At 69.3% G+C, this 19,366-nt stretch carries 16 protein-coding genes and 1 pseudogene; 11 read left to right on the forward strand and 6 right to left on the reverse strand.

The genetic code is table 11. From position 1 onward, the window contains the following. Positions 1-14: 14 nt before the first annotated feature. Both NRF20_RS10045 and NRF20_RS10050 read right to left on the reverse strand, forming a co-directional pair. Entirely contained in the window at positions 15-1,622 is a 1,608-nt protein-coding gene (locus NRF20_RS10045) for an AMP-binding protein (protein WP_398629972.1), read from the reverse strand. Continuing rightward, positions 1,619-3,295, reverse strand: coding sequence for an AMP-binding protein (locus NRF20_RS10050; RefSeq protein ID WP_398629971.1), 1,677 nt, complete (start codon positions 3,293-3,295; stop codon positions 1,619-1,621). Before NRF20_RS10050 ends, NRF20_RS10045 begins: the two co-directional genes overlap by 4 nt. Before the next feature lie 133 nt (positions 3,296-3,428). On the opposite strand from NRF20_RS10050, the gene NRF20_RS10055 reads away from it, so the two are divergent. Next, positions 3,429-4,271, forward strand: a complete 843-nt coding sequence (locus NRF20_RS10055) for a response regulator transcription factor (protein ID WP_266356629.1) — start codon at positions 3,429-3,431, stop codon at positions 4,269-4,271. Positions 4,272-4,286: 15 nt separating this feature from the next. On the opposite strand, the gene NRF20_RS10060 is transcribed toward NRF20_RS10055, so the two are convergent. Beyond that, entirely contained in the window at positions 4,287-5,447 is a 1,161-nt protein-coding gene (locus tag NRF20_RS10060) for a winged helix DNA-binding domain-containing protein (RefSeq protein ID WP_413752438.1), read from the reverse strand. Positions 5,448-5,577: 130 nt separating this feature from the next. Here NRF20_RS10060 and NRF20_RS10065 point away from each other — a divergent pair, with 130 nt between their 5' ends. After that, on the forward strand, positions 5,578-6,453 hold the full coding sequence (locus NRF20_RS10065) for a DMT family transporter (protein ID WP_266356632.1): 876 nt from the start codon (positions 5,578-5,580) through the stop codon (positions 6,451-6,453). A gap of 146 nt (positions 6,454-6,599) precedes the next feature. Beyond that, complete coding sequence (locus NRF20_RS10070; RefSeq protein WP_266356633.1) at positions 6,600-7,025, forward strand: cold-shock protein; 426 nt, start codon at positions 6,600-6,602, stop codon at positions 7,023-7,025. A gap of 82 nt (positions 7,026-7,107) precedes the next feature. Here NRF20_RS10070 and NRF20_RS10075 read toward each other — a convergent pair whose 3' ends face one another. Further along, the gene (locus NRF20_RS10075) at positions 7,108-7,338 is read right to left on the reverse strand and encodes a DUF6296 family protein (protein WP_093895936.1); all 231 of its coding nucleotides are present in this window, start codon (positions 7,336-7,338) and stop codon (positions 7,108-7,110) included. A 320-nt stretch (positions 7,339-7,658) separates the two neighbouring features. On the opposite strand from NRF20_RS10075, the gene NRF20_RS10080 reads away from it, so the two are divergent. From NRF20_RS10080 to NRF20_RS10090, 3 genes are all read left to right on the forward strand, one after another. Then, positions 7,659-8,612, forward strand: coding sequence for a GNAT family N-acetyltransferase (locus NRF20_RS10080; RefSeq protein ID WP_398629969.1), 954 nt, complete (start codon positions 7,659-7,661; stop codon positions 8,610-8,612). A gap of 464 nt (positions 8,613-9,076) precedes the next feature. After that, entirely contained in the window at positions 9,077-9,532 is a 456-nt protein-coding gene (locus NRF20_RS10085; RefSeq protein ID WP_398629968.1) for a DUF5709 domain-containing protein, read from the forward strand. A gap of 226 nt (positions 9,533-9,758) precedes the next feature. Beyond that, positions 9,759-10,127 carry a nuclear transport factor 2 family protein gene (locus NRF20_RS10090; RefSeq protein ID WP_398629967.1) on the forward strand — a complete coding sequence of 123 codons (369 nt, stop codon included), beginning with the start codon at positions 9,759-9,761 and terminating at the stop codon, positions 10,125-10,127. 21 nt (positions 10,128-10,148) lie between these two features. On the opposite strand, the gene NRF20_RS10095 is transcribed toward NRF20_RS10090, so the two are convergent. Together NRF20_RS10095 and NRF20_RS10100 are read right to left on the reverse strand one after the other, a co-directional pair. Next, positions 10,149-10,325 carry a hypothetical protein gene (locus NRF20_RS10095; protein ID WP_413752439.1) on the reverse strand — a complete coding sequence of 59 codons (177 nt, stop codon included), beginning with the start codon at positions 10,323-10,325 and terminating at the stop codon, positions 10,149-10,151. A 79-nt stretch (positions 10,326-10,404) separates the two neighbouring features. After that, positions 10,405-11,214 carry an ArsR/SmtB family transcription factor gene (locus NRF20_RS10100; protein ID WP_398629989.1) on the reverse strand — a complete coding sequence of 270 codons (810 nt, stop codon included), beginning with the start codon at positions 11,212-11,214 and terminating at the stop codon, positions 10,405-10,407. A 237-nt stretch (positions 11,215-11,451) separates the two neighbouring features. Between NRF20_RS10100 and NRF20_RS10105 the strand changes: the two genes are divergently transcribed. The 5 genes and pseudogenes from NRF20_RS10105 (at position 11,452) to NRF20_RS10125 (ending at position 19,281) form a co-directional block, all read left to right on the forward strand. Next, positions 11,452-13,869: an endonuclease/exonuclease/phosphatase family protein gene (locus NRF20_RS10105; RefSeq protein ID WP_413752440.1), complete on the forward strand. Its 2,418-nt coding sequence runs from the start codon at positions 11,452-11,454 to the stop codon at positions 13,867-13,869. A 229-nt stretch (positions 13,870-14,098) separates the two neighbouring features. Then, complete coding sequence (locus tag NRF20_RS10110; RefSeq protein ID WP_413752441.1) at positions 14,099-14,827, forward strand: nitroreductase family protein; 729 nt, start codon at positions 14,099-14,101, stop codon at positions 14,825-14,827. Positions 14,828-15,144: 317 nt separating this feature from the next. Beyond that, entirely contained in the window at positions 15,145-16,698 is a 1,554-nt protein-coding gene (locus tag NRF20_RS10115; protein ID WP_413752442.1) for a peptidoglycan-binding protein, read from the forward strand. Between the two features lie 231 nt (positions 16,699-16,929). After that, a pseudogene (locus tag NRF20_RS10120) lies at positions 16,930-17,219 on the forward strand (MFS transporter); the annotation flags it as partial. 607 nt (positions 17,220-17,826) lie between these two features. After that, positions 17,827-19,281, forward strand: a complete 1,455-nt coding sequence (locus NRF20_RS10125) for an MFS transporter (RefSeq protein WP_413752443.1) — start codon at positions 17,827-17,829, stop codon at positions 19,279-19,281. The last annotated feature ends 85 nt before the right edge of the window (positions 19,282-19,366 follow it).

The following is a 19,366-nucleotide window of genomic DNA, read 5'->3' on the forward strand; positions in this document are numbered from 1 at the left end:
GGGGCGATCCGGTCCTACTGCCCGTAGCCCTCCCGCAGTTCGATCTTCCGGACCTTCCCGCTGACCGTCATCGGGAAGGTCTCCAGGATCTGCAGTCGCCGCGGGATCTTGTAGTGCGCCAGCTGTCCACGGCAGTAGCCCGTCACCTCTTCCAGGGTCGGCGGGCTCGCCGGGTCCCTCGGGATGACGCAGGCCAGGACCTCTTCGCCGTAGGTGTCATCCGGTATGCCCACCACCTGCACATCCGCGATCTTCGGGTGGCCGTAGAGGAACTCCTCGATCTCCCGCGGATATACGTTCTCCCCACCACGGATGATCATGTCCTTGATCCGGCCGACGATCTGTACGTAACCGTCCTCCCGCATCACCGCGAGGTCCCCGGTGTGCATCCAGCGGCCCGCGTCGATCGCCTCCGCGGTGCGCTCGGGCTGTTCCCAGTAGCCGAGCATCACGCTGTAGCCGCGGGTGCAGAGTTCGCCCGCCGCACCGCGCTCCAGGGTCACGCCGGTCACCGGGTCGACGACCTTGACCTCGATGTGCGGCATGACGCGGCCGACGGTGCCGGTGCGGCGCTCCAGGTCGTCGTCGCGGCGGGTCTGGGTGGAGACCGGTGAGGTCTCCGTCATGCCGTAGCAGATGGACACCTCGTCCATGTGCATCTCGGCGACGACCCGCTTCATCACCTCGACCGGGCAGGGCGATCCGGCCATGATGCCGGTACGCAGCGAGGAGAGGTCGTACGAGGCGAAGTCGGGGAGGTTCAGCTCCGCGATGAACATGGTGGGGACGCCGTAGAGCGAGGTGCAGCGCTCCTGTTGAACGGCGGCGAGCACGGCGGCCGCCTCGAAGGCGGGGGCCGGGATCACGATGCAGGCACCGTGCGAGGTGATGCCGAGGTTGCCCATGACCATGCCGAAGCAGTGGTAGAAGGGGACGGGCAGACAGACCCGGTCCTGTTCGGTGTAGGCGACCAGCTCCCCCACGAAGTAGCCGTTGTTGAGGATGTTGTGGTGGGAGAGGGTGGCGCCCTTGGGGAAGCCGGTGGTGCCGGAGGTGTACTGGATGTTGATCGGGTCGTCGCAGGACAACTCGGCTTCCCGGGCCGCGAGTTGCCCGGCATTCACGGATCCGGACAAAGCAAGCAGCCCGTCCCAGGACGGGTCACCGATGTAGTGCACGGCGCGCAGGTCGGGGCAGCCCGCGCGGACCTGGTCGACCAGGGTGCGGAAGTCACTGGTGCGGTGCGAGAGCGAGGAGACCAGCAGCGAGATCCCGGCCTGCTTCAGCACGTACTCCAGCTCGTGTGCCCGGTAGGCCGGGTTGATGTTGACCATGACGGCGCCGATGCGGGCGGTGGCGTACTGCACGAGCACCCACTCGGGGCAGTTGATCGCCCAGATCCCGACCCGGTCCCCCTTGGCCACCCCCGACGCCATCAGCGCACGCGCCAGCTCGTCGACCGCCGCGCCGAATTCGGCGTACGTCCAACGTCGCCCCGATACGACGTCGACGAGCGCCTCGCGCTCACCGAACGCCTCGATGGCGCGGTCGAGATTGCGTCCGATGGTGTCGCCGAGCAGCGCCGTGGTGCCGGTTCCGTGCGCGTAGGACAGCTCGCTCATCGCAGATCCCCCTCGTCGTACTCGGTGCCGGTGCCCTGGGCCGTGCGCTCGCGCAGCTCGATGCGGCGGATCTTGCCGGAGACGGTCTTGGGCAGCTCGGCGAACTCCAGCCGCCGGACCCGCTTGTACGGGGCGAGGACCGCCCTGGAGTGCTCGAAAAGCACCTTCGCCGTGTCCGGACCGGGCTCCCAGCCCTCCGCGAGCACGATGTACGCCTTCGGCACCGCGAGCCGTACCGGATCGGGGGCCGGGACGACGGCGGCCTCGGCCACCGCCTCGTGCTCCAGCAGGGCGCTCTCCAGCTCGAACGGCGAGATCTTGTAGTCGGATGCCTTGAAGACGTCGTCGGCGCGGCCGACATAGGTGATGTAGCCGTCCTCGTCGCGGGAGCCGATGTCACCGGTGCGGTAGTAACCGCCCGCCATGGCCTCGGCGGTCCGGTCCGGGTCACCGTGGTAGCCGGTCATCAGACCCACCGGGCGGTCCGACAGATCGAGGGAGATCTCTCCCTCGGCCGCGCCGGGCTCACCGGTGACCGGGTCGAGGAGCTCCACCTTGAAACCGGGGCTGGGCCGGCCCATCGACCCGGCCTTCAGCAGCTGGCCCGGGGTGTTGGCGACCTGGACGGCGGTCTCTGTCTGGCCGAAGCCGTCCCGGATGGTGACGCCCCAGGTGCGCCGTACCGTCTCGATGACCTCCGGGTTCAGCGGCTCACCTGCCGCGACGACCTCGCGCGGCGGGGTCTTCAGCTGGGAGAGGTCGGCCTGGATCAGCATCCGCCAGACGGTGGGCGGGGCGCAGAAGCTGGTGACGCCCGAGCGGTCCATCTCGGCCATCAGCCGGCCCGCGTCGAAGCGCGTGTAGTTGAAGATGAAGACGGTCGCCTCGGCGCTCCAGGGCGCGAAGAGATTCGACCAGGCGTGCTTGGCCCAGCCGGGCGAGGAGATGTTGAGATGGACGTCCCCGGGCTTGAGGCCGATCCAGTACATCGTCGACAAGTGGCCCACGGGGTAGGAGACATGGGTGTGCTCGACGAGCTTGGGGCTGGCGGTCGTACCGGAGGTGAAGTACAGCATCAGCGGCTCGTCGGCGTCGGTCTCCCGGTCCGCCCCGAAGGTCTCCGGCTGATCGTCGGCGCCGGTGTACGACAGCCAGCCGGGCACATCGGCGCCGACCGAGATCCGGGTGTAGTCGCCGGGCACCTCGTCGAACTTGGCGGTGTCGGTGTCCCGTACCAGGACGTGCCGGACCCGGCCGCGCTCCACCCGGTCACGCAGATCGACCGGGCCGAGGAGCGGGGTGGCGGGGATGACGACGGCGCGCAGCTTCATCGCGGCCAGCGCCGTCTCCCACAGCTCGACCTGGTTGCCGAGCATGACGAGGATGCGGTCCCCGGCGCGTACCCCCTGGGCGCGAAGCCAGTTCGCGGCCTGGTTGGAGCGGGCAGACATCCGGGCGAAGGACACCTCGGTGCGGCCGCCGTCCTCCTCCACGATGTACAGAGCGGTGCGGTCGTTGCTCTCGGCTATGGCGTCGAACCAGTCGAGCGCCCAGTTGAAATGGTCGGTCCGGGGCCAGCGGAAGCCCTCGTAGGCCGCGTGGTAGTCCTCGCGGTGCTTGAGCAGAAAGTCCCGGGCGGCCCGGAACGTCTCCGTCGCGCCGATTGCCGACATGTGCCCTCCTCATTGCGGACCGGACCGGTCACTTAACATCATGTAAACAGTGACCCAGGTCTCACCACCCCCGAACGGGGGTGCAGCAGGCGGAGGCTGCCGAGCCTCCGGAGCCGGGCAGAGGGGCGTCAACGTGCCGGAATCCGTCGATGCGGTCGAGATGCAGGCAGCGCTGCTGCGGCTGCGCCGGACCAGTGGGCTGCCCGTGGCCTTCGGCGGGCTGCTCTCGGATGCCCGTCACGCCCGGATCGCCGAGCTGAACGGGGCGCAGACCGCCGCCCTGCGCGGTCTTGTCATCTCGGCGGGCAGCGGGCTCGGCGGCAAGTCGATCGCCCTGTCCCGGCCGTGCGCGGTGACCGACTACCGCTCCTCGCGCCACATCAGCCACGAGTACGACATGGCGGTGGCGGCGGAGGGCCTGCGCTCGGTGGTCGCGGTGCCCGTCGTCGTACGGCGCAAGGTGCGCGGTGTGCTGTACGGGGCGCTGCGCGAGCCGGTCTCGCTCGGGGACCGTACGTTCGACGCGGCGGTCGCCGCTGCCCGCGACGTGGAACAGGCCCTGGTCGTACGGGACGAGGTGCAGCAGCTCCTGGCCGTGACCCGGGAACAGGTCGCGGACCCGAGGGCCGCGCCGGAGGCGTGGGAGGACGTCCGCGAGGCCCATCGCGAACTGCGTGCCCTGGTGCCGAAGGTCGTGGACCCGGCGCTGCGCGACGAGTTGCTCTCCGTGTGCGGGCGGCTCGCCTCGGCGGCCGGTGCCCGCGCGCCGCAGCCCTGCGGGGTGCACCTGGCGCCGCGCGAGGTGGACGTGCTGGCCTGTGTGGCGGCGGGGACGACGAACGCCGGGGCGGCACAACGGCTGGGGCTGCGGCCGGAGACGGTGAAGGGGTATTTGCGTTCCGCGATGCGCAAGCTGGGTGCGCACACACGTCTGGAGGCGGTGGTGGCGGCGCGGCGGGCGGGGCTGCTGCCGTAGCGCGACGGCGGGAGCTCACCGTTCGAAGTCGACGAACGTCATGAACCGGATGTCGTATCCGTGCGCGTCGGTGCCCGCCGTCGCCATGGTGCGGAGCATCCGTACGGCCTCTGCCGTGACGGCGTCTCGATCGGCCCGGCTCAGCCTGCCGAGCGGTTGCACGGTGAGGGTCGTCGCCCCGGAGCCGGCGGCGGTACCGGTACCGCTGCCGAGCCGCCAGATGGCAGCGAGGAATCCGTCGACCAGCACCGTGCCGTACGCCTGATTGCCGTTCCCGTTGCGCCCCCGGTACTGCGGCGGGATGACGCGCGTACGGTCCGCATGGCCGAGCAGCACATTGTCGAACTCGGGCAGGAAACGTGGCGGGGCGGGGGTGTCCTCGTCGGGGCGTGGGGCGTCCGGCAGGTCGAAGAGTTCGACGCCGTTCTCGTCCCGGAAGGTGATGAGCTGCGGCCGCAGCCGTTCGAAGACCTCGCGCAGCCGGGTCAGTCCGGCCCATGTCTGCATGTCCTGCACGGAGGCGGGTCCGAAGGCTCCGAGATAGCGCAGCACGGTGGCGTCCGGTGCGGGGACCGGCCCCGACGGGCTGCCGAGCCAGTGTTCGGCGGTGGTCAGCGCGACCCGGCCGCTCTTTCCCCACACCCCCCGCGGGGTGACCTGGACCAGCGGCAGCAGACAGCGGGCGGCCACACCCAGTGCCTGCGGGTCGGCGTGGGGCCACTCGGTGAGCAGCGCCTCGCGGATCTCCTTGGGGGTGCGGGGCCGCTCCTCGACGAGTTGTCTGCCGACCGCCCCGAGCCGGTCCAGGTCCACCCCGGCGAGCCCCTTGCGGAACATCTTGAGCTCCCGGTCGCGCGCCGCCTGGACGAGCGGGCGCAGGGTGAGCGCGTCGGCGGCCGTGTGCAGGTGGATGGTGGAGCGCATGGTGACGATACGAACCACCTCGCGGGACTCCATCAGCCCGGCGAGCTCGGCCGGGTCGAAGCCGTCGAGGCGGGCGAAGAGCTGGTAGTACGGCGGCTTGGTGTTCTGCGCCTGGAGGCCGACCAGATGCCCGACCGCCTCCTTCGCGGACAACACGGTCCGGCGCAGCAACAACTGCCGCTCCAGCGTGGCGCGGCCCAGCGTGCGCGGGGAGAGCACGGCGGGTGCTGCGGGGTTCTTCTTCGCGGCCATGGACGGCACGCTACGCGGACTTGCGGACATCTTCGGTCCTCATCGGGTGACGTGCTCCGATCCGCATGCCCGCCATGCCGCCGCCCCGCAGGACCCCGGGTCGTGGGCCCGCCACCCGCATCATGGGTCGGTGATCAGTGTCCTGTTCGCCATCCTGACCGCGATCAGCAACGGCGCGGCCTCCGTTCTCCAGCGCCGTGCCGCCCGCACCGTGCCCGACAGCGAGGCGATGCGTCTGGCGCTGATCGGGCATCTGCTGCGCCGGAGGGTGTGGCTCGCCGGGATCGGCCTGGTGATCGTCGCGGCCGTCTGCCAGGCCGTGGCGCTGGCCACCGGGCCGATCGCCCTGGTCCAGCCGATCTTTGTGATCGAGCTGCCGGCCACACTGCTGATGGCCGGGTTCGTTCTGCGGGTCCGTATCCCCCGGCAGATCTGGTACGCGGTGGCGGCCGTGACGCTGGGGCTGGCGCTCGGCATGGCCTCCGCGGCCCCGGGCGGCGGCAGTACGTCCGTGCGGGGAGCGGCCTGGGTCACCGCACTGATCGTGACCGGAATCTTCGAGGCCGCACTGATCGGCGCGGCCCTGAGCACGCGAGGCAACCCCCGGGGCGCGCTGCTCGGCCTCGCCGCCGCATGCGGGTATGCCCTCACGGCCGCACTCATGAAGGACGCCATGGCACGGCTCGAAGGGGGCGGCGGAGCGGTGGCGCTCTTGACGTCCTGGCAGCTGTACGCCACCGCCGCGGCCGGAGTGGGCGCACTGTTCCTCCTCCAGAACGCCCTCCAGGCGGGCATGCTGGTCGCCGTCCAGCCGCCGCTGACCCTCGGCGACGCGCTGATCAGCGTCCTGTACGGGGTGACATTGTTCGGCGAGGAGTTGCGCACCGGGTGGTGGTTGCTGCCCGAACTGGTCGCGCTCGCCCTGATCGCGGTGGGCTGCACCGAGCTGGCCCGCTCCCCGCTGGCGTCCGGAACCGCGCCCCCGCCCGCACGAAGACTCAGGTGAGCCTGCCGCCGCCCCGTCGCAGATTCGCGCCCCGATCCGGGCGATTCCCGCCGCAGGGTCGCGCCGCCCGGCCGCACAGGGCTATTCTCCGGTCGAGCCATGTGTGGCAAACGGGCAAGGGGCCCGGTTCTTTCTTGGGGGTTGGTGTGGTTTCTGGTCGCGTGGTGCGGTTCGACGGCGCACGAGGATATGGCTTCATCTCACCCGATCACGGCGGTGAGGATGTGTTTCTGCATGTGAACGACATGTTGATCCCCGAGTCCTATGTGCACACGGGAACGGCGGTCGAGTTCGAGATCGAGGACGGTGACCGCGGGCTGAAGGCCTCGTCCGTCCGGCTCGCAGAGGGTCCCGACGGGAAGCCTCTGACCCCTCCGAGGCCCGCCTCGGTCAGCGTTTCCGGGTCGGCGGACGACGACACGTTGTGCGATGTGCTCAGTGCGGCCGAGTACAGCAGGGAGGTGACCGACGTGCTGCTGGAGTCGGCACCCTCGCTGACGGGAGCTCAGATCCTTCAGGTCCGAAGCGGGTTGCTGCAGTTCGCCAAGAACCACGGCTGGACCGAGGGCTGACGGGACGGCGCGGCACCGGCCCGCCTTACCTGTAGTGCCGGGGACCGTCCGGTCATGATCCGCCGGACGGGCCCCGGCTCATTCAGGCGCTCGGCTCCCGCACGACCAGCGGGGTGCCAAGCACCTGGTGTCCACCGCTGGCCAGCATGCGCACCTCTCCCCGGTCGCTGATCTCCGCGCGCACGATTCCGGTCTCGTCCTCGTAGATCGGGTATCCACCCGCCCCCGACTGCGCCGTACGCCGGACGATCACCGTGTCGTCCTCCACGGCGGACGCCTGAAATACCAACTGGTAGCTCTCCGGGTAATCCATGGCGGATGTCCCCAATCACGCCCTGAGCCGGGAAACAGACGCCCCAGCCCGCCGGGATTCCGGAATCCTTCCGCTCGCCGCAGAAGATTCCGCCTCACCCCCAGTTTCCTCCGGCACTCCCCACGCCGCATCCAGAGCATCCCGCGTCCGCTCTTCCGCCTCGGCGAAGAGATGCGCGTACGTCCGACATGGCTGCCCGGCCTGCCATCGGCTCCGCCGCCACGACGATGCGCTTCGCGCGTTGTGCTGTTGACTGCCGCGATCGGCGGCCCCGGAAAACCGTTCGACGGCTTTTCGGGGTCCTGACACAATGGCGCACCATGGCGAACTTCGAGCTTGTGACCGCCGCGGACGTGCAGCTCATGCAGGGTCTGGCGCAGCGTGTCACCGCCACCCGCCCGGACCTGGTGAACGGCGACGCGACGTTCGGCGAGCTGGCCTGGAACTGGGGCAAGGGGCACGCCGGCCACGGCGCGAGCTGGCCGCGTCGGCTGTGGTTCTCCGGCGGTGATCTGGTGGCGTGGAGCTGGGCCTGTCTTCCGCACCGGGCGAGGCGGAGCGACGGGTCGGTGAAGGACGTCACCGGCGCCTATCTGGCGTATCAGGTCCATCCCGACCACGCCGGGCTGGTTGACGAGGTGATCGACTGGTACGAGGGTACGGCGGCGGACATCGAGCGTACGGTGATGCCGAGCGCCGCCGATGAGTTCGCCCTGAAGCGATGGGCGGCGCACGGCTATGAGACCGACCCGGCCTCGCTCGGCGACGCCGGGTCCTGGACCCAGCTCAACCAGCGGGATCTCAACGACGTGGAACAGCCGGCACTGCCAGACGGATTCCGGTTCCGCACCGCCGACGAGGCCGGTCCGAAGGCCGCGGTCCAGGCCCATCTGGACGCCTGGGCTCCCTCGACGTACACGGCCGAGGGCTACCAGGGCGTCCGGCAGACGGCGACGTACCGCGGCGACCTGCACATCCTGGTGGAGGCGCCCGACGGAACGATGGCATCCTCGACGATCATGTGGCTCGACGAAGCGAACAAGACCGCCGAGTTCGAGCCGGTCGGGACGCATCGGGACTACCGGCGTCTGGGGCTGGGAAGGGCGATGCTTCTGCACGGGATGCATCTGGCGCGGGCGGCCGGCGCCACTCAAATGACGGTCGCCTGCCTGGGCGCGCCGGGGCATCCCCAGGCGCGCGGGCTGTACTACAGCGTCGGGTTCCGGGAGTTCACGCGGGACGCGCCGCTCATCAAAACCAAGACCGCGATCTGAGGACTGGTCGGTCGGGTAGTCGCTGGTCAAGCCACGTTGGCTCGGGCGACGACCGAAATGATCACGAGTCCCAAACGGTCGCATTTTCAATTAATTGAACCGACCGTCGCTTCCCGGACCCGCACCTGCACGGGTTCGGGGCCGAGAGGCCTTCTGGGCTCTCGTGGGGTGTTGTTCCAGCGGTCAGGAACCTACTGGCGTTCCGGAACGATTCCGGCAGCACATCTCCCGATACGGAATGGGGCGGGGCATGCTCCGCCTGCGTCTTCCATCGCCCCTCGGACCTGCCTGCCACGCCCGGGCAGCGGCCCACGGCTGCGGGCTCACACCCGGGCCACTTATCCTGAACCCATACGGGCGGTTCAACGGCACTCGGGCGCTTACCGAATACATGCCCCCCTTTCCCCCGAGTCGCGTGTGCGGCACGCACGACCGGGATCCCCACAACCGGGAAGGGACACACCATGAAGGATGCCGACATGGGAGACGATGTCTACCAGCCCCAACAGCCTGAGGCCTCCGACCTCACCGAGCAGCTCGACATCGAGGACACCCTGGACAACCGGGTGGGACTGACCGACCTGCTCGACGAGGGCTACTCCCCGCCCGAGCGACCGTGGGCGGTGGAGGATCTGGGCACCACGGCCGCCGAACAGCACAGTGGCGAGCCGCTGGAGGGCCGCCTGGCACGGGAGCTGCCCGATGTCACCGAAGCCGACGGCGACGACCTGGGAGATCTGTCCGACGGTGACGGCGAGCTCTGGGACGCGGAGGTCGGTACGCTACGCGCCGGCCGACTGACCCGGCAGCTGGACATCAACGAGCCGGACACCCTGGCGGCCGAGGACGTCGGGATCGACGGAGCGGCAGCATCGGCCGAGGAAGCCGCCATGCATGTCGTCCCGGACAACCTGGGGTGAGGAGGCGCTTCTTCCCTTTGCACCGACGCCAGGAATGCACCGGCGGAAATACATTGACGCCAGGAATTCTTTACTTCCGCATTACTACGATGCGGCATCTCACCGGCGGCGCTCCGACCATGACCTCGGAGGTAATCGACGCCTTCCGCGCCATCGGACATCGTGTTCCTCACGAGCACACGGGAGCCCGGCCCCAGAGGCCGGGAAGCGAGGAGAGGACAGCACGATGACCGCATACGAGGACGCCGTTCAGCGCTACTTCGTCGCCTGGAACGCGGCCACCCCCGAGGACCTGGAGAAGGCCGTCGCGGCCGCCTTCACCGAGAGCGCCACCTACACCGACCCGTTGGCCGATGTGCGTGGCCACGAGGAGCTCACGGCCGCGATCAACGGGGCCCATCAGCAGTTCCCCGGTTTCGAGTTCCGGCTGACCGGCACCCCGGACGGGCACCACGACATCGTGCGCTTCAGCTGGGAACTGGTCTCCACCGCCGACGGCTCGGCGCCTGTCGCCGGGTCGGACGTAGTCACACTCGCCGACGACGGACGCATCACTTCGGTCAGCGGCTTCCTCGACCGGGTACCCGGAGCCTGAGCCGAGGGCAGGAGACAGCCGTCACGGGAGCTCCGCCAGTCCGATGCCGAGGCGACCGTCGCCGCGGTCGACGGTCTCGAACAGCGGGTTGGCGGGGCGCGGGGCCGCAGAGCGTTCCGCCGTACCGGCGAAAGGTACGGTGACCGTGGCCGCCGCCGAGCCGGCCAATCGATTGACGCACAGTATCGATTGACGCACAGTCAGGTGTTCGCGCCTGCGCCTGCCGCGTGTTGCCCGCGCATTGCGCTGCCGCGGCGCGCGCCGGACCGCCTGGTCGTCATGCCGGCTCGTCGAGGAACTTCCCGCCCTCCAGAAGGGTCTTGAGCGACGAGAGGATCACGACCCAGCCACCGCTGACACCCTCCAGCATCTTGCTGTCCGGGCTGTCGAACCCGTCGTGGGTGATCGTCAGCTTGATGCCCATCTCGGGCTCCTCGGCCGGCTCGATGTCGAAGGTGACCTCGGACCGCTCCTGGACGGCCTTGTCCCACTCCTCGTCCGAGGCGAAGTCGAACATCTGGCGGTGCATGGGCTGCAGGGTGTGCCAGGTGTACGAGAGCCGCTTGCCGGGCTCCGCCTCCAGGACCCGCTGGCCGACCTCCTCGAACTCGCCGTCGGGGTCCATCTTCCAGCGGACCGGCGCGCCGACCTCCCAGGTCGACTCGGGACCGTAACCGCCCATGTAGATCTCGATGAATTCGGGATCGGTCAGCGCCTGGTAGAGCTTCTCGGCGGTGGTCTGGATGTAGATGACGTAGACGAACTCGGGCTTGTCCATGACCGTTCCTTCCAGGGTCTGTTCGAGTGGGGACAGCGCGGTCGGGCGGTGGCATTCATATCGGCCGATCCAGCGGTCGGCGAGCTCCTGGATCGGCACCGGGTTGAGGTGGTGCAGCTTCTCCCGGCCCCGGCGCACGGCGGTGACCAGCAGCGCGGATTCCAGCACCGCCAGGTGTTTGCTCACCGCCTGCCGGCTCATGCCCAGGCCCTCGCCCAGCTCGCGCAGGGTCTGACCACCACGGGCGTTGAGCCGGTCGAGCAGTTCCCTGCGGCTCGGATCGGCGAGCGCCTTGAATATCGGGTCCATCGCCGCCATCGCGGTCACCATCGCCTGTTCGCGTTCTCGGCCCCTTTGCAGCATAGGCAACCTTTTGGTTGCATGCCGAGCGGGGCCGGCCCGAAGACACCCACCACACTTCCACGCTCCTCGCCCCATCGCTCCGGGGCCGCCGGAACGATTTCTGGAATTAACTTCTGATGTCTTGTCACGGCCGGTTCTACGCGCATAGCTTTTGCCCTCACCACACTTCGGGAGCAGCCCACCGTGCACATATCCAGACCCCGTTCCGTCCTGCTGGCCGGCGCCGTCGCCGTGACGCTCTCGGCCACCGCGCTGCCCGCCGCCTTCGCGGCTCCGTCCTCGACCGCCGTGATCTCCGAGGTGTACGGCGGCGGGGGCAACTCGGGTGCGACGCTCACCCGGGACTTCATCGAACTGGCCAATGCCGGTTCCGCCTCGTACGACCTGTCCGGTTTCAGCGTGCAGTATCTGCCGGCCTCTCCTTCCGCCGGTTCGCTGTGGCAGGTCTCCGCACTGAGCGGGTCCGTCGCCCCCGGCGGCCGCTACCTCGTCGCCGAGGCCGCGGGCACCGGCGGCACCGTCGCCCTGCCGACGCCGGACGCCACCGGCACAGTCGCGATGGCGGCCGGCGGCGGAACCGTCGCGCTGGTCTCCGGCACGACTCCGCTGACCTGCAAGACAGCGGCCGACTGCGCGGCCGACACACGGATCGTGGATCTCGTCGGCTACGGCTCCGCGGTCGTACGTGAGGGCAGCGGCCCGGCGACGGGGGCATCGAACACGTCCTCGGTGGCGCGCGGTGCGTCCCTCGTCGACACCGACAACAACGCCGCCGACCTCACCGCGGGCACCCCGGCACCGGTCAACTCGGCCGGTGAGACATCCGGCGGCTCCGGTCCGCAGGACCCCGGCGGCCCGACCGAACCCGGCACCGTCCGGATCCACGACATCCAGGGCACCACCCGTGTGTCGCCGCTGGAGGGCCGCCCGGTGACCGGTGTCCCCGGCATCGTCACCGGCGTACGGACCACCGGTTCACGCGGCTTCTGGATCCAGGACACCGCGCCGGACACGGACGCCCGTACCGGTGAGGGCGTGTTCGTCCACACCGGCTCCACCACGCCGGATGTCGCCGTGGGCGACTCGGTGCTGGTCAGCGGCAAGGTGGACGAGTACTACCCGTCGTCGACCACCCAGTCGATCACCGAGATCACCGCCCCGAAGACGACGGTCCTGTCCTCGGGCAACGCGCTGCCCGCCCCGGTCGTGCTCGATGCGGCCTCGGTGCCGGACGCTTACGTCCCCTCGGCGGACGGCGGTTCGATCGACTCGCTGACCCTCGACCCGTCGGCGTACGCCCTCGATCTCTACGAGTCGCTCGAAGGTACTCGCGTCGAGATCTCCGACACCCGGGTGACGGGTGCGACGACCGCGTACGACGAGGTCTGGGTGAGCGTCAAGCCGGACGAGAACCGGACCCGGCGGGGCGGCACGCTCTACTCCTCCTACGACGACCAGAACACCGGCCGTATCAAGGTGATGTCGCTCGACCCGGACCGGCCCGTCCCTGTCGCCGACGTGGGCGATGTGCTGTCCGGCGCCACCACCGGTGTCATGGACTACGCGTCGTTCGGCGGCTACAACCTCCAGGCCACCGAGCTCGGCACGCTCACCGACAACAACCTCGGGCGCGAAGTCACCCGGAAGCAGAAGGGCAAGGAGCTCGCCGTCGCCACGTACAACGTGGAGAACCTGGACGCCCTCGACGAGCAGGCCAAGTTCGACACCCTCGCCGAGGGCGTCGCGGCCAACCTCTCCTCCCCGGACATCGTGTCGCTGGAGGAGATCCAGGACGACAACGGTGCGGTGAACGACGGCACGGTCGGCTCCGAGGCGACGCTGAAGCGGTTCACCGACGCGATCGTCGCCGCGGGCGGTCCGCAGTACGCATGGCGGTATGTCGCCCCCGAGAACGGCAGGGACGGCGGCGAACCCGGCGGCAACATCCGCAACGTCTTCCTCTTCAATCCCGAGAGGGTCGACTTCGTGGACCGCGCGGGCGGCGACGCGACCACCGCCGTGACCGCGGTGAAGACGAAGAAGGGGGTGACGCTCTCGGCGTCGCCCGGCCGGATCGCCCCGACCAGTGACGCGTGGGCCGACAGCCGCAAGCCGCTCGTCGGCGAGTTCCGCTTCCACGGGAAGCCGGTCTTCGTGATCGGCAACCACTTCACCTCCAAGGGCGGCGACCAGCCCCTGCACGGCCGGTACCAGGAGCCGCGGCGCAGCTCGGAGACCAAGCGGGTGAAGCAGGCGGCAGAGGTGAACACCTTCGTCAAGTCCCTGCTGGCCGCGGACGATTCGGCCCGGGTCATCACGCTCGGCGACCTCAACGACTTCGCCTTCTCCCCGACGATGGACGCGCTGACCAGCGGCGAGGTACTCAAGCCACTGATCACCACGCTGCCTGCGAGCGAGCAGTACAGCTATGTGTACGAGGGCAACTCGCAGACGCTGGACCACATCCTGACCAGCCCCGGCGTCCGCCGTTTCGACTACGACGTGGTGCACATCAACGCGGAGTTCGCCGACCAGGCGAGCGACCACGACCCGCAGATCGTACGGGTGGACGTCAACGCCCCGGGCCACGGCGGGCACTGACCTCCGAAGTCTGCGCGAGCGCGCGAGCCGCAGGTGGGGACGTCCGGTCGCCGGGCGGCCCCACCTGCGTCGAAATGTGGATCAGGGCCGGCCCGCACCGACTGCCCGGACCCGCCTCTCACGCCCGGTGCACCGCCGCGACTGCGGGAGGCGGATCGTGCGGGCCGCCGCCCGGAGACCGGCCAACATGCCTCCCCCTGCCGGGGCTTCGCCCGTAAACTCCGCGATCATGACGACAAATATGCCGATAGGCGCGGCCGGGACCGAGGGACCTGCGCTCTTTCCGACGATGTCCACCATGCGTGCCATGCGCCGCCTCAAGTCGGAACCGGTGCCCGACGAGACGCTGGAGCAGCTCGTACAGGCTGCCGTCTGGGGCCCCAGCGGGGGCAACATGCAGTGTTACGAGTACGTGGTGGTGACCGACCGCGAGGTGATGGCGCGCCTCGCGCCGCTGTGGAAGCGGTGCGTGGACGCCTATCTCGCGACCACCGGGAAGTACGCGCCGAAGGGCATGGACGACTCGGCGTACGGCAGGATGGTCGCCGCGATCGAGTACCAGCGTGACCACTTCGCCGATACACCCGCACTGATCGTCCCCTGTTACCGGTTCCCGGAGCCGCGCCTGGACGAGGAGGGGCTGCTGGCTTCCGCGCAGGCGCTCGGCCCGGCCGGGACCGAGCACATGATGAACACCCGGACACGCTTCCAGGCGCTCGCCGAGGGTTCCTGCGTCTATCCGGGTGTGCAGAACATCCTTCTTGCCGCACGGGCGCTGGGGCTCGCGGCGAACATCACCATCTGGCACCTGATGCTGGAACAGGAGTGGAAGGCGGCCCTCGGCATCCCCGAGGACATGCACACCTTCGCCGCCATTCCGGTCGGGTGGCCGCAGGGCAACTTCGGTCCGGTCCGGCGCCGTCCGGTGGCGGACGTCATCCACCGCGACCGCTGGTAGGACGGCGCCCGGCCCGGCCCCGGGTGTTCAGCGCGGTCCGGGCCGGCCGGTGTCGGCGGCCCGGCATCCGGCCACGATCATCAGGCGTCGAGCCGATACGGTCGACGACCGTCGGCCCTGCCGGGTGACCGCCGAACAGGTCACCCGACAGGGCCCCGACCTGCGCCTCAACTGCATTGGAGTGAAAGGGAGTTCGACACACGATCAAGTGATTGTCATGCCCTGGACACGCCGATACCCTGTGCGGGCTTCGGCCCCTCGGCCCACCCCACTCGGGCCCGGGGGCCGTTCTTCTCCCCCACAGAGCAGGAGCAGGTATGCCCAGACGAGCCGCCGCCCACACAAAGCGCCGCGCATCCGTCCTAGCGGCCCTCGCCGCCACGGCCCTGGCCGCGACCGGAAGCCCGGCCCTCGCCGCCCCGGCCGACGACCACTCCATGAACCGGGCGTTCGCACAGGCGGCCGCGAAGTTCGACGTACCGCGTGATCTGCTCGCCGCCGTCGGGTACGGCGAGACCCATCTCGACGGCCACTCCGGGCACCCCAGCCAGGCAAACGGGTACGGCGTGATGCACCTGGTGAGCAACCCCACGAACCCGACGCTGGAGCGAGCGGCCGCCCTCACCGGCGAACCCCTCGCCGACCTCCGCACCGACACCGAGGCCAACATCCTGGGCGGCGCGGCGGTGCTGCGCAGTTACGCGGACAAGCTCGGCCTCGACGACCGGGAGCGCGACGACGTCAACACCTGGTACCCGGCCGTCGCCCGGTACAGCGGCTCGACGGGACCCGCCGCCACCCTCTACGCCGACGCCGTGTACACCTTCCTGGCCCACGGGCTCTACGCCACCGTCCCCGGCGGTGAGCACATCTCGGTGACGGCCCGTCCGGTCTCACCGCAGAAGGGCTCGTTCGACACCACCGACGTACGCACACAGAGCACCGACTACCCGTCCGCCCTGTGGGTTCCGGCCAATGCGAACAACTTCACCGTGGGCCGGACGGCCGAGATCGACAAGGTGATCATCCATGTCACGCAGGGCTCGTACGCGGGCTCGATCAGCTGGTTCCAGAACCCGACGGCCGAGGTGAGTGCCCACTATGTGGTGCGTTCCTCCGACGGCCAGATCACCCAGATGGTGCGCGACAGCGACACCGCATACCACGCACGGGGCCAGAACGCCTCGGCGCTCGGCATCGAGCACGAGGGGTTCATCGACGACCCCTCCTGGTTCACGGACACGATGTACCGCTCCTCGGCGGCCCTGACCCGCCACCTTTGCGACCGGTACGGCATCCCGAAGGACCGGGCGCACATCATCGGGCACAGCGAGGCACCGGGCAACGACCACACGGACCCGGGCCCGTACTGGGACTGGAATCGCTATATGCAGTTGGTGGGCGGGGGCACCGGCGGCGGCAAGAGCGGTGACGCGCTGAGCTTCACCGCGTACGCGACCCAGCGGAGCGGCTCGACGGGCCCCCAGGTCAAGGCGGTTCAACAGCTGCTGAGCGAGCAGGGCTACATGGTGGGCGCGGTGGACGGCAGCTTCGGCCCGGCCACGAAGAACGCGGTGATGGCGTATCAGGCGAACCACGGACTGCCGGCCGACGGCGTCGTGGGAGACAGGACCTGGACCTCGCTGCTGTCGGCCGGTCCGACGACCACCCTCAAGCAGGGCGACTCGGGCGACGGAGTGAAGCGGCTCCAGCGCTCGCTGACCGCGGCGCTCGGCTCGACTGTCGGCAGCGACGGGAGCTTCGGCACGGCGACGGCGACGGCGGTGCGCAGCTACCAGGCGAGCCGGAGCCTGACGACCGACGGCGTCGTGGGGGCGAACACCTGGGCGGCGCTGCAGTTGGGGCACTGACGAAAACCTCACGGGCGCGGGCGGGGTGGTGCGGATCACGCACCACCCCGCCTTTCGCATGCCGCTCGCGCTTCCCTGTCTCGTGCCGCGCATCGCCCTCCCGCCCTCACAACCCTTGACAGGACACCATGACGCCCCGATTGCGTTCGTTATCTACAGGCAAGCGTGCGCAATATGCACATGGAGGCTGTCAGGGGCTCCTCCGCGATGTCCACGATTCGCAGCCGCCGCATGTCCACCGACGATGCCGTGCGTCACTCCCAGGCCCGCAGAGTCGCGTTGTCGAGCTTTGTCGGCAGCGCCATCGAGTTCTATGACTTCCTGATCTACGGAGCGGCAGCCTCGCTGGTCTTCAACGAACTGTTCTTCTCCAGCCTCGACCCGATGACCGGCACCGCCGCCGCGCTCGGCACCCTCGCCGCCGGCTATGTCGCGCGCCCGCTGGGGGCATCGTCTTCGGACACTTCGGCGACCGGGTCGGCCGCGAGTCGATGCTGGTGCTGACCATGAGTCTGATGGGCAACCTGCTGCTCCAGGCGTCGATGTACGGGCCCATGGCCGCCTTCATCAGTGAGATGTTCGGCACCCGGGCCCGCTGCACGGGCGCCTCGCTCGGCTATCAGCCGGCCACCACGCTCGGCGCCGGACCGGCCCCGCTGATCGTCACCAGCCTGCTCTCCGCGGCAGGCGGCGGCACCAACACCGGCACCGTCTCCCTGTCCTGGCGGGCGTCTGCGTGGTCAGCGCCGTGGCCATCTCCCCCACGCGGGAGAGTCACCGGGACGACCTGTCCGCCCCGGAGCCGGCCGCCGCACCGAAGCGGGCGACCGCTGCGGCCTGACCGGGCACGGATGGTGCTCCGGGGGCCGTCACAGGCCGCTGGAGCACACTCCCACCAGCATCGTCAAGGCCCGCGTCACGTTTGAGTAACCTGCCGGAAACCCTTGACGTTTCTCCTGACTCGTTCTTAACCTCACTGCGTAGTACGTACTTCTTGCAGTTCACGTGCTGCGGCGCTTTCCGCAGTGTTTTGACAGGCACAGACATAGACCACCTGTCGGTGGTTTCGTCATGCCTGTTTTTTTGTGCTCCCCGTGCCGCCGATGGGTCTTCCTCGAAGGCGGATTCATGGCACAACGTCCGAGCGTCAAAGGCGTCGCCGACGTCGTTGCGCTCATCGATGGGCTGGGAAAGATCACCGGCCGGGCGCAAGTCATCTGGTTTCTCGTGTTCGGCGGGCTGTTTCTCGACGCCTATTCGAATGCCGCGCTGAGCGCCGGTCTGGGACCGATGACGTCCCAGATGGAGCTGACCAGCACCCAGGTCTCGATCCTCACGGCCACCGCTCCGGCCCTGGCGATCATCTTCAACCCGGTCGGCGGCTGGCTCGCCACCCGGATCGGCCGCGTCCCCCCGCTGCTCATCGCCAAGGTGTTCGCCATCGCGGGCGCCCTGCTCGCCGCCTTCGCCGGTGACTTCACCGTCGTCTGGTTCGGCCGGGTCCTGGTGGGTGTCGCGTACGGCATCGACTTCGCTGTCGCCATGGCGCTGCTCGCCGAGTACACCCCCGCGAAACTGGGTGGCCGGCTGAACCTGTGGCAGGCGGTCTGGTACGTCGCCACCACCAGCAACCTCGCGCTCGCCCTGCTCTTCTTCAACCTGGACGTCGGCGCGGACATCTGGCGCTGGTCGGTCGGCTCGGCCGCGGTCGTCGCCGCCGCGCTGCTCGTGGGCCAGTGGCTGATGCTCAAGGAGAGCCCCACCTGGCTGGCGAGCAAGGGCCGTCTGGACGAGGCGGTCGTCAATCTGGACAGGATCTACAAGATCAAGGCCGTCGCCGGCAATCCCGACGAGGCGACCCGCGCCGCCACCGACGCTCCCGCCATCGGGTTCCGCCAGGCCGGACTGCTCTTCAAGGGCGATTACCTGCCGCGCACGGTCCTCTCCTCGGTGATATCGCTCGGGCAGTCGATGCAGTACTTCGCGGTCGGCTGGTACCTCCCGCTGATCAGCCTGACGATCTTCGGTGAGAGCTTCGAGAAGGCCACCATCGGCTCGATGGTCTTCAACGCCTTCGGTATCGCGGGCGGGCTCCTGTCCGCGTACTTCGGCCGTCGGCTCGGACTGCGGCTCAGCTCCGCCGCCGGATTCGCCGGAGTCTTCGTCGCCCTGCTCGCGATGGGTCTGACCTTCGAGAAGGTGCCCACCGCCGTGGCATTCCTGCTGCCGGTCCTGTTCATCCTCTGCCACTCCTCGGGCCCCGGTGCCAACGGCAAGTCCATCGCCGCGCTCTCCTACAGCAGCGATGTCCGTGCGCTCGGCACCGGTGTCACCGGGATGGTCGGCAGCTTCGGCAGTGTCGTCGGGCTGTACGTCTTCCCGCAGATCAAGGACTCGCTCGGGCTCGCCGACACGTTCCTGGTGCTCTCCGTCGTACCGCTGCTCGGCCTGATCACCTGTCTGGCGATCAAGTGGGATCCGACGAAGGCCGCTTCGCCCGACGAGGTCGCCGGACAGGACCGGGCCGCGGCCGGCGCCCGGGCCGGCTCGACGCAATCCGCGGAGTCCGTGACCGCGCGCTGACCGGCCACCGGACCCGTCACATCACACGATGGTCCCCTCTCCCGTACCGCCTCCGTATCCCCTCCGCACAGCTCGCGATGCTCGC

Source organism: Streptomyces sp. R-74717, from assembly GCF_047305335.1.
Lineage (GTDB): Bacteria > Actinomycetota > Actinomycetes > Streptomycetales > Streptomycetaceae > Streptomyces > Streptomyces atratus.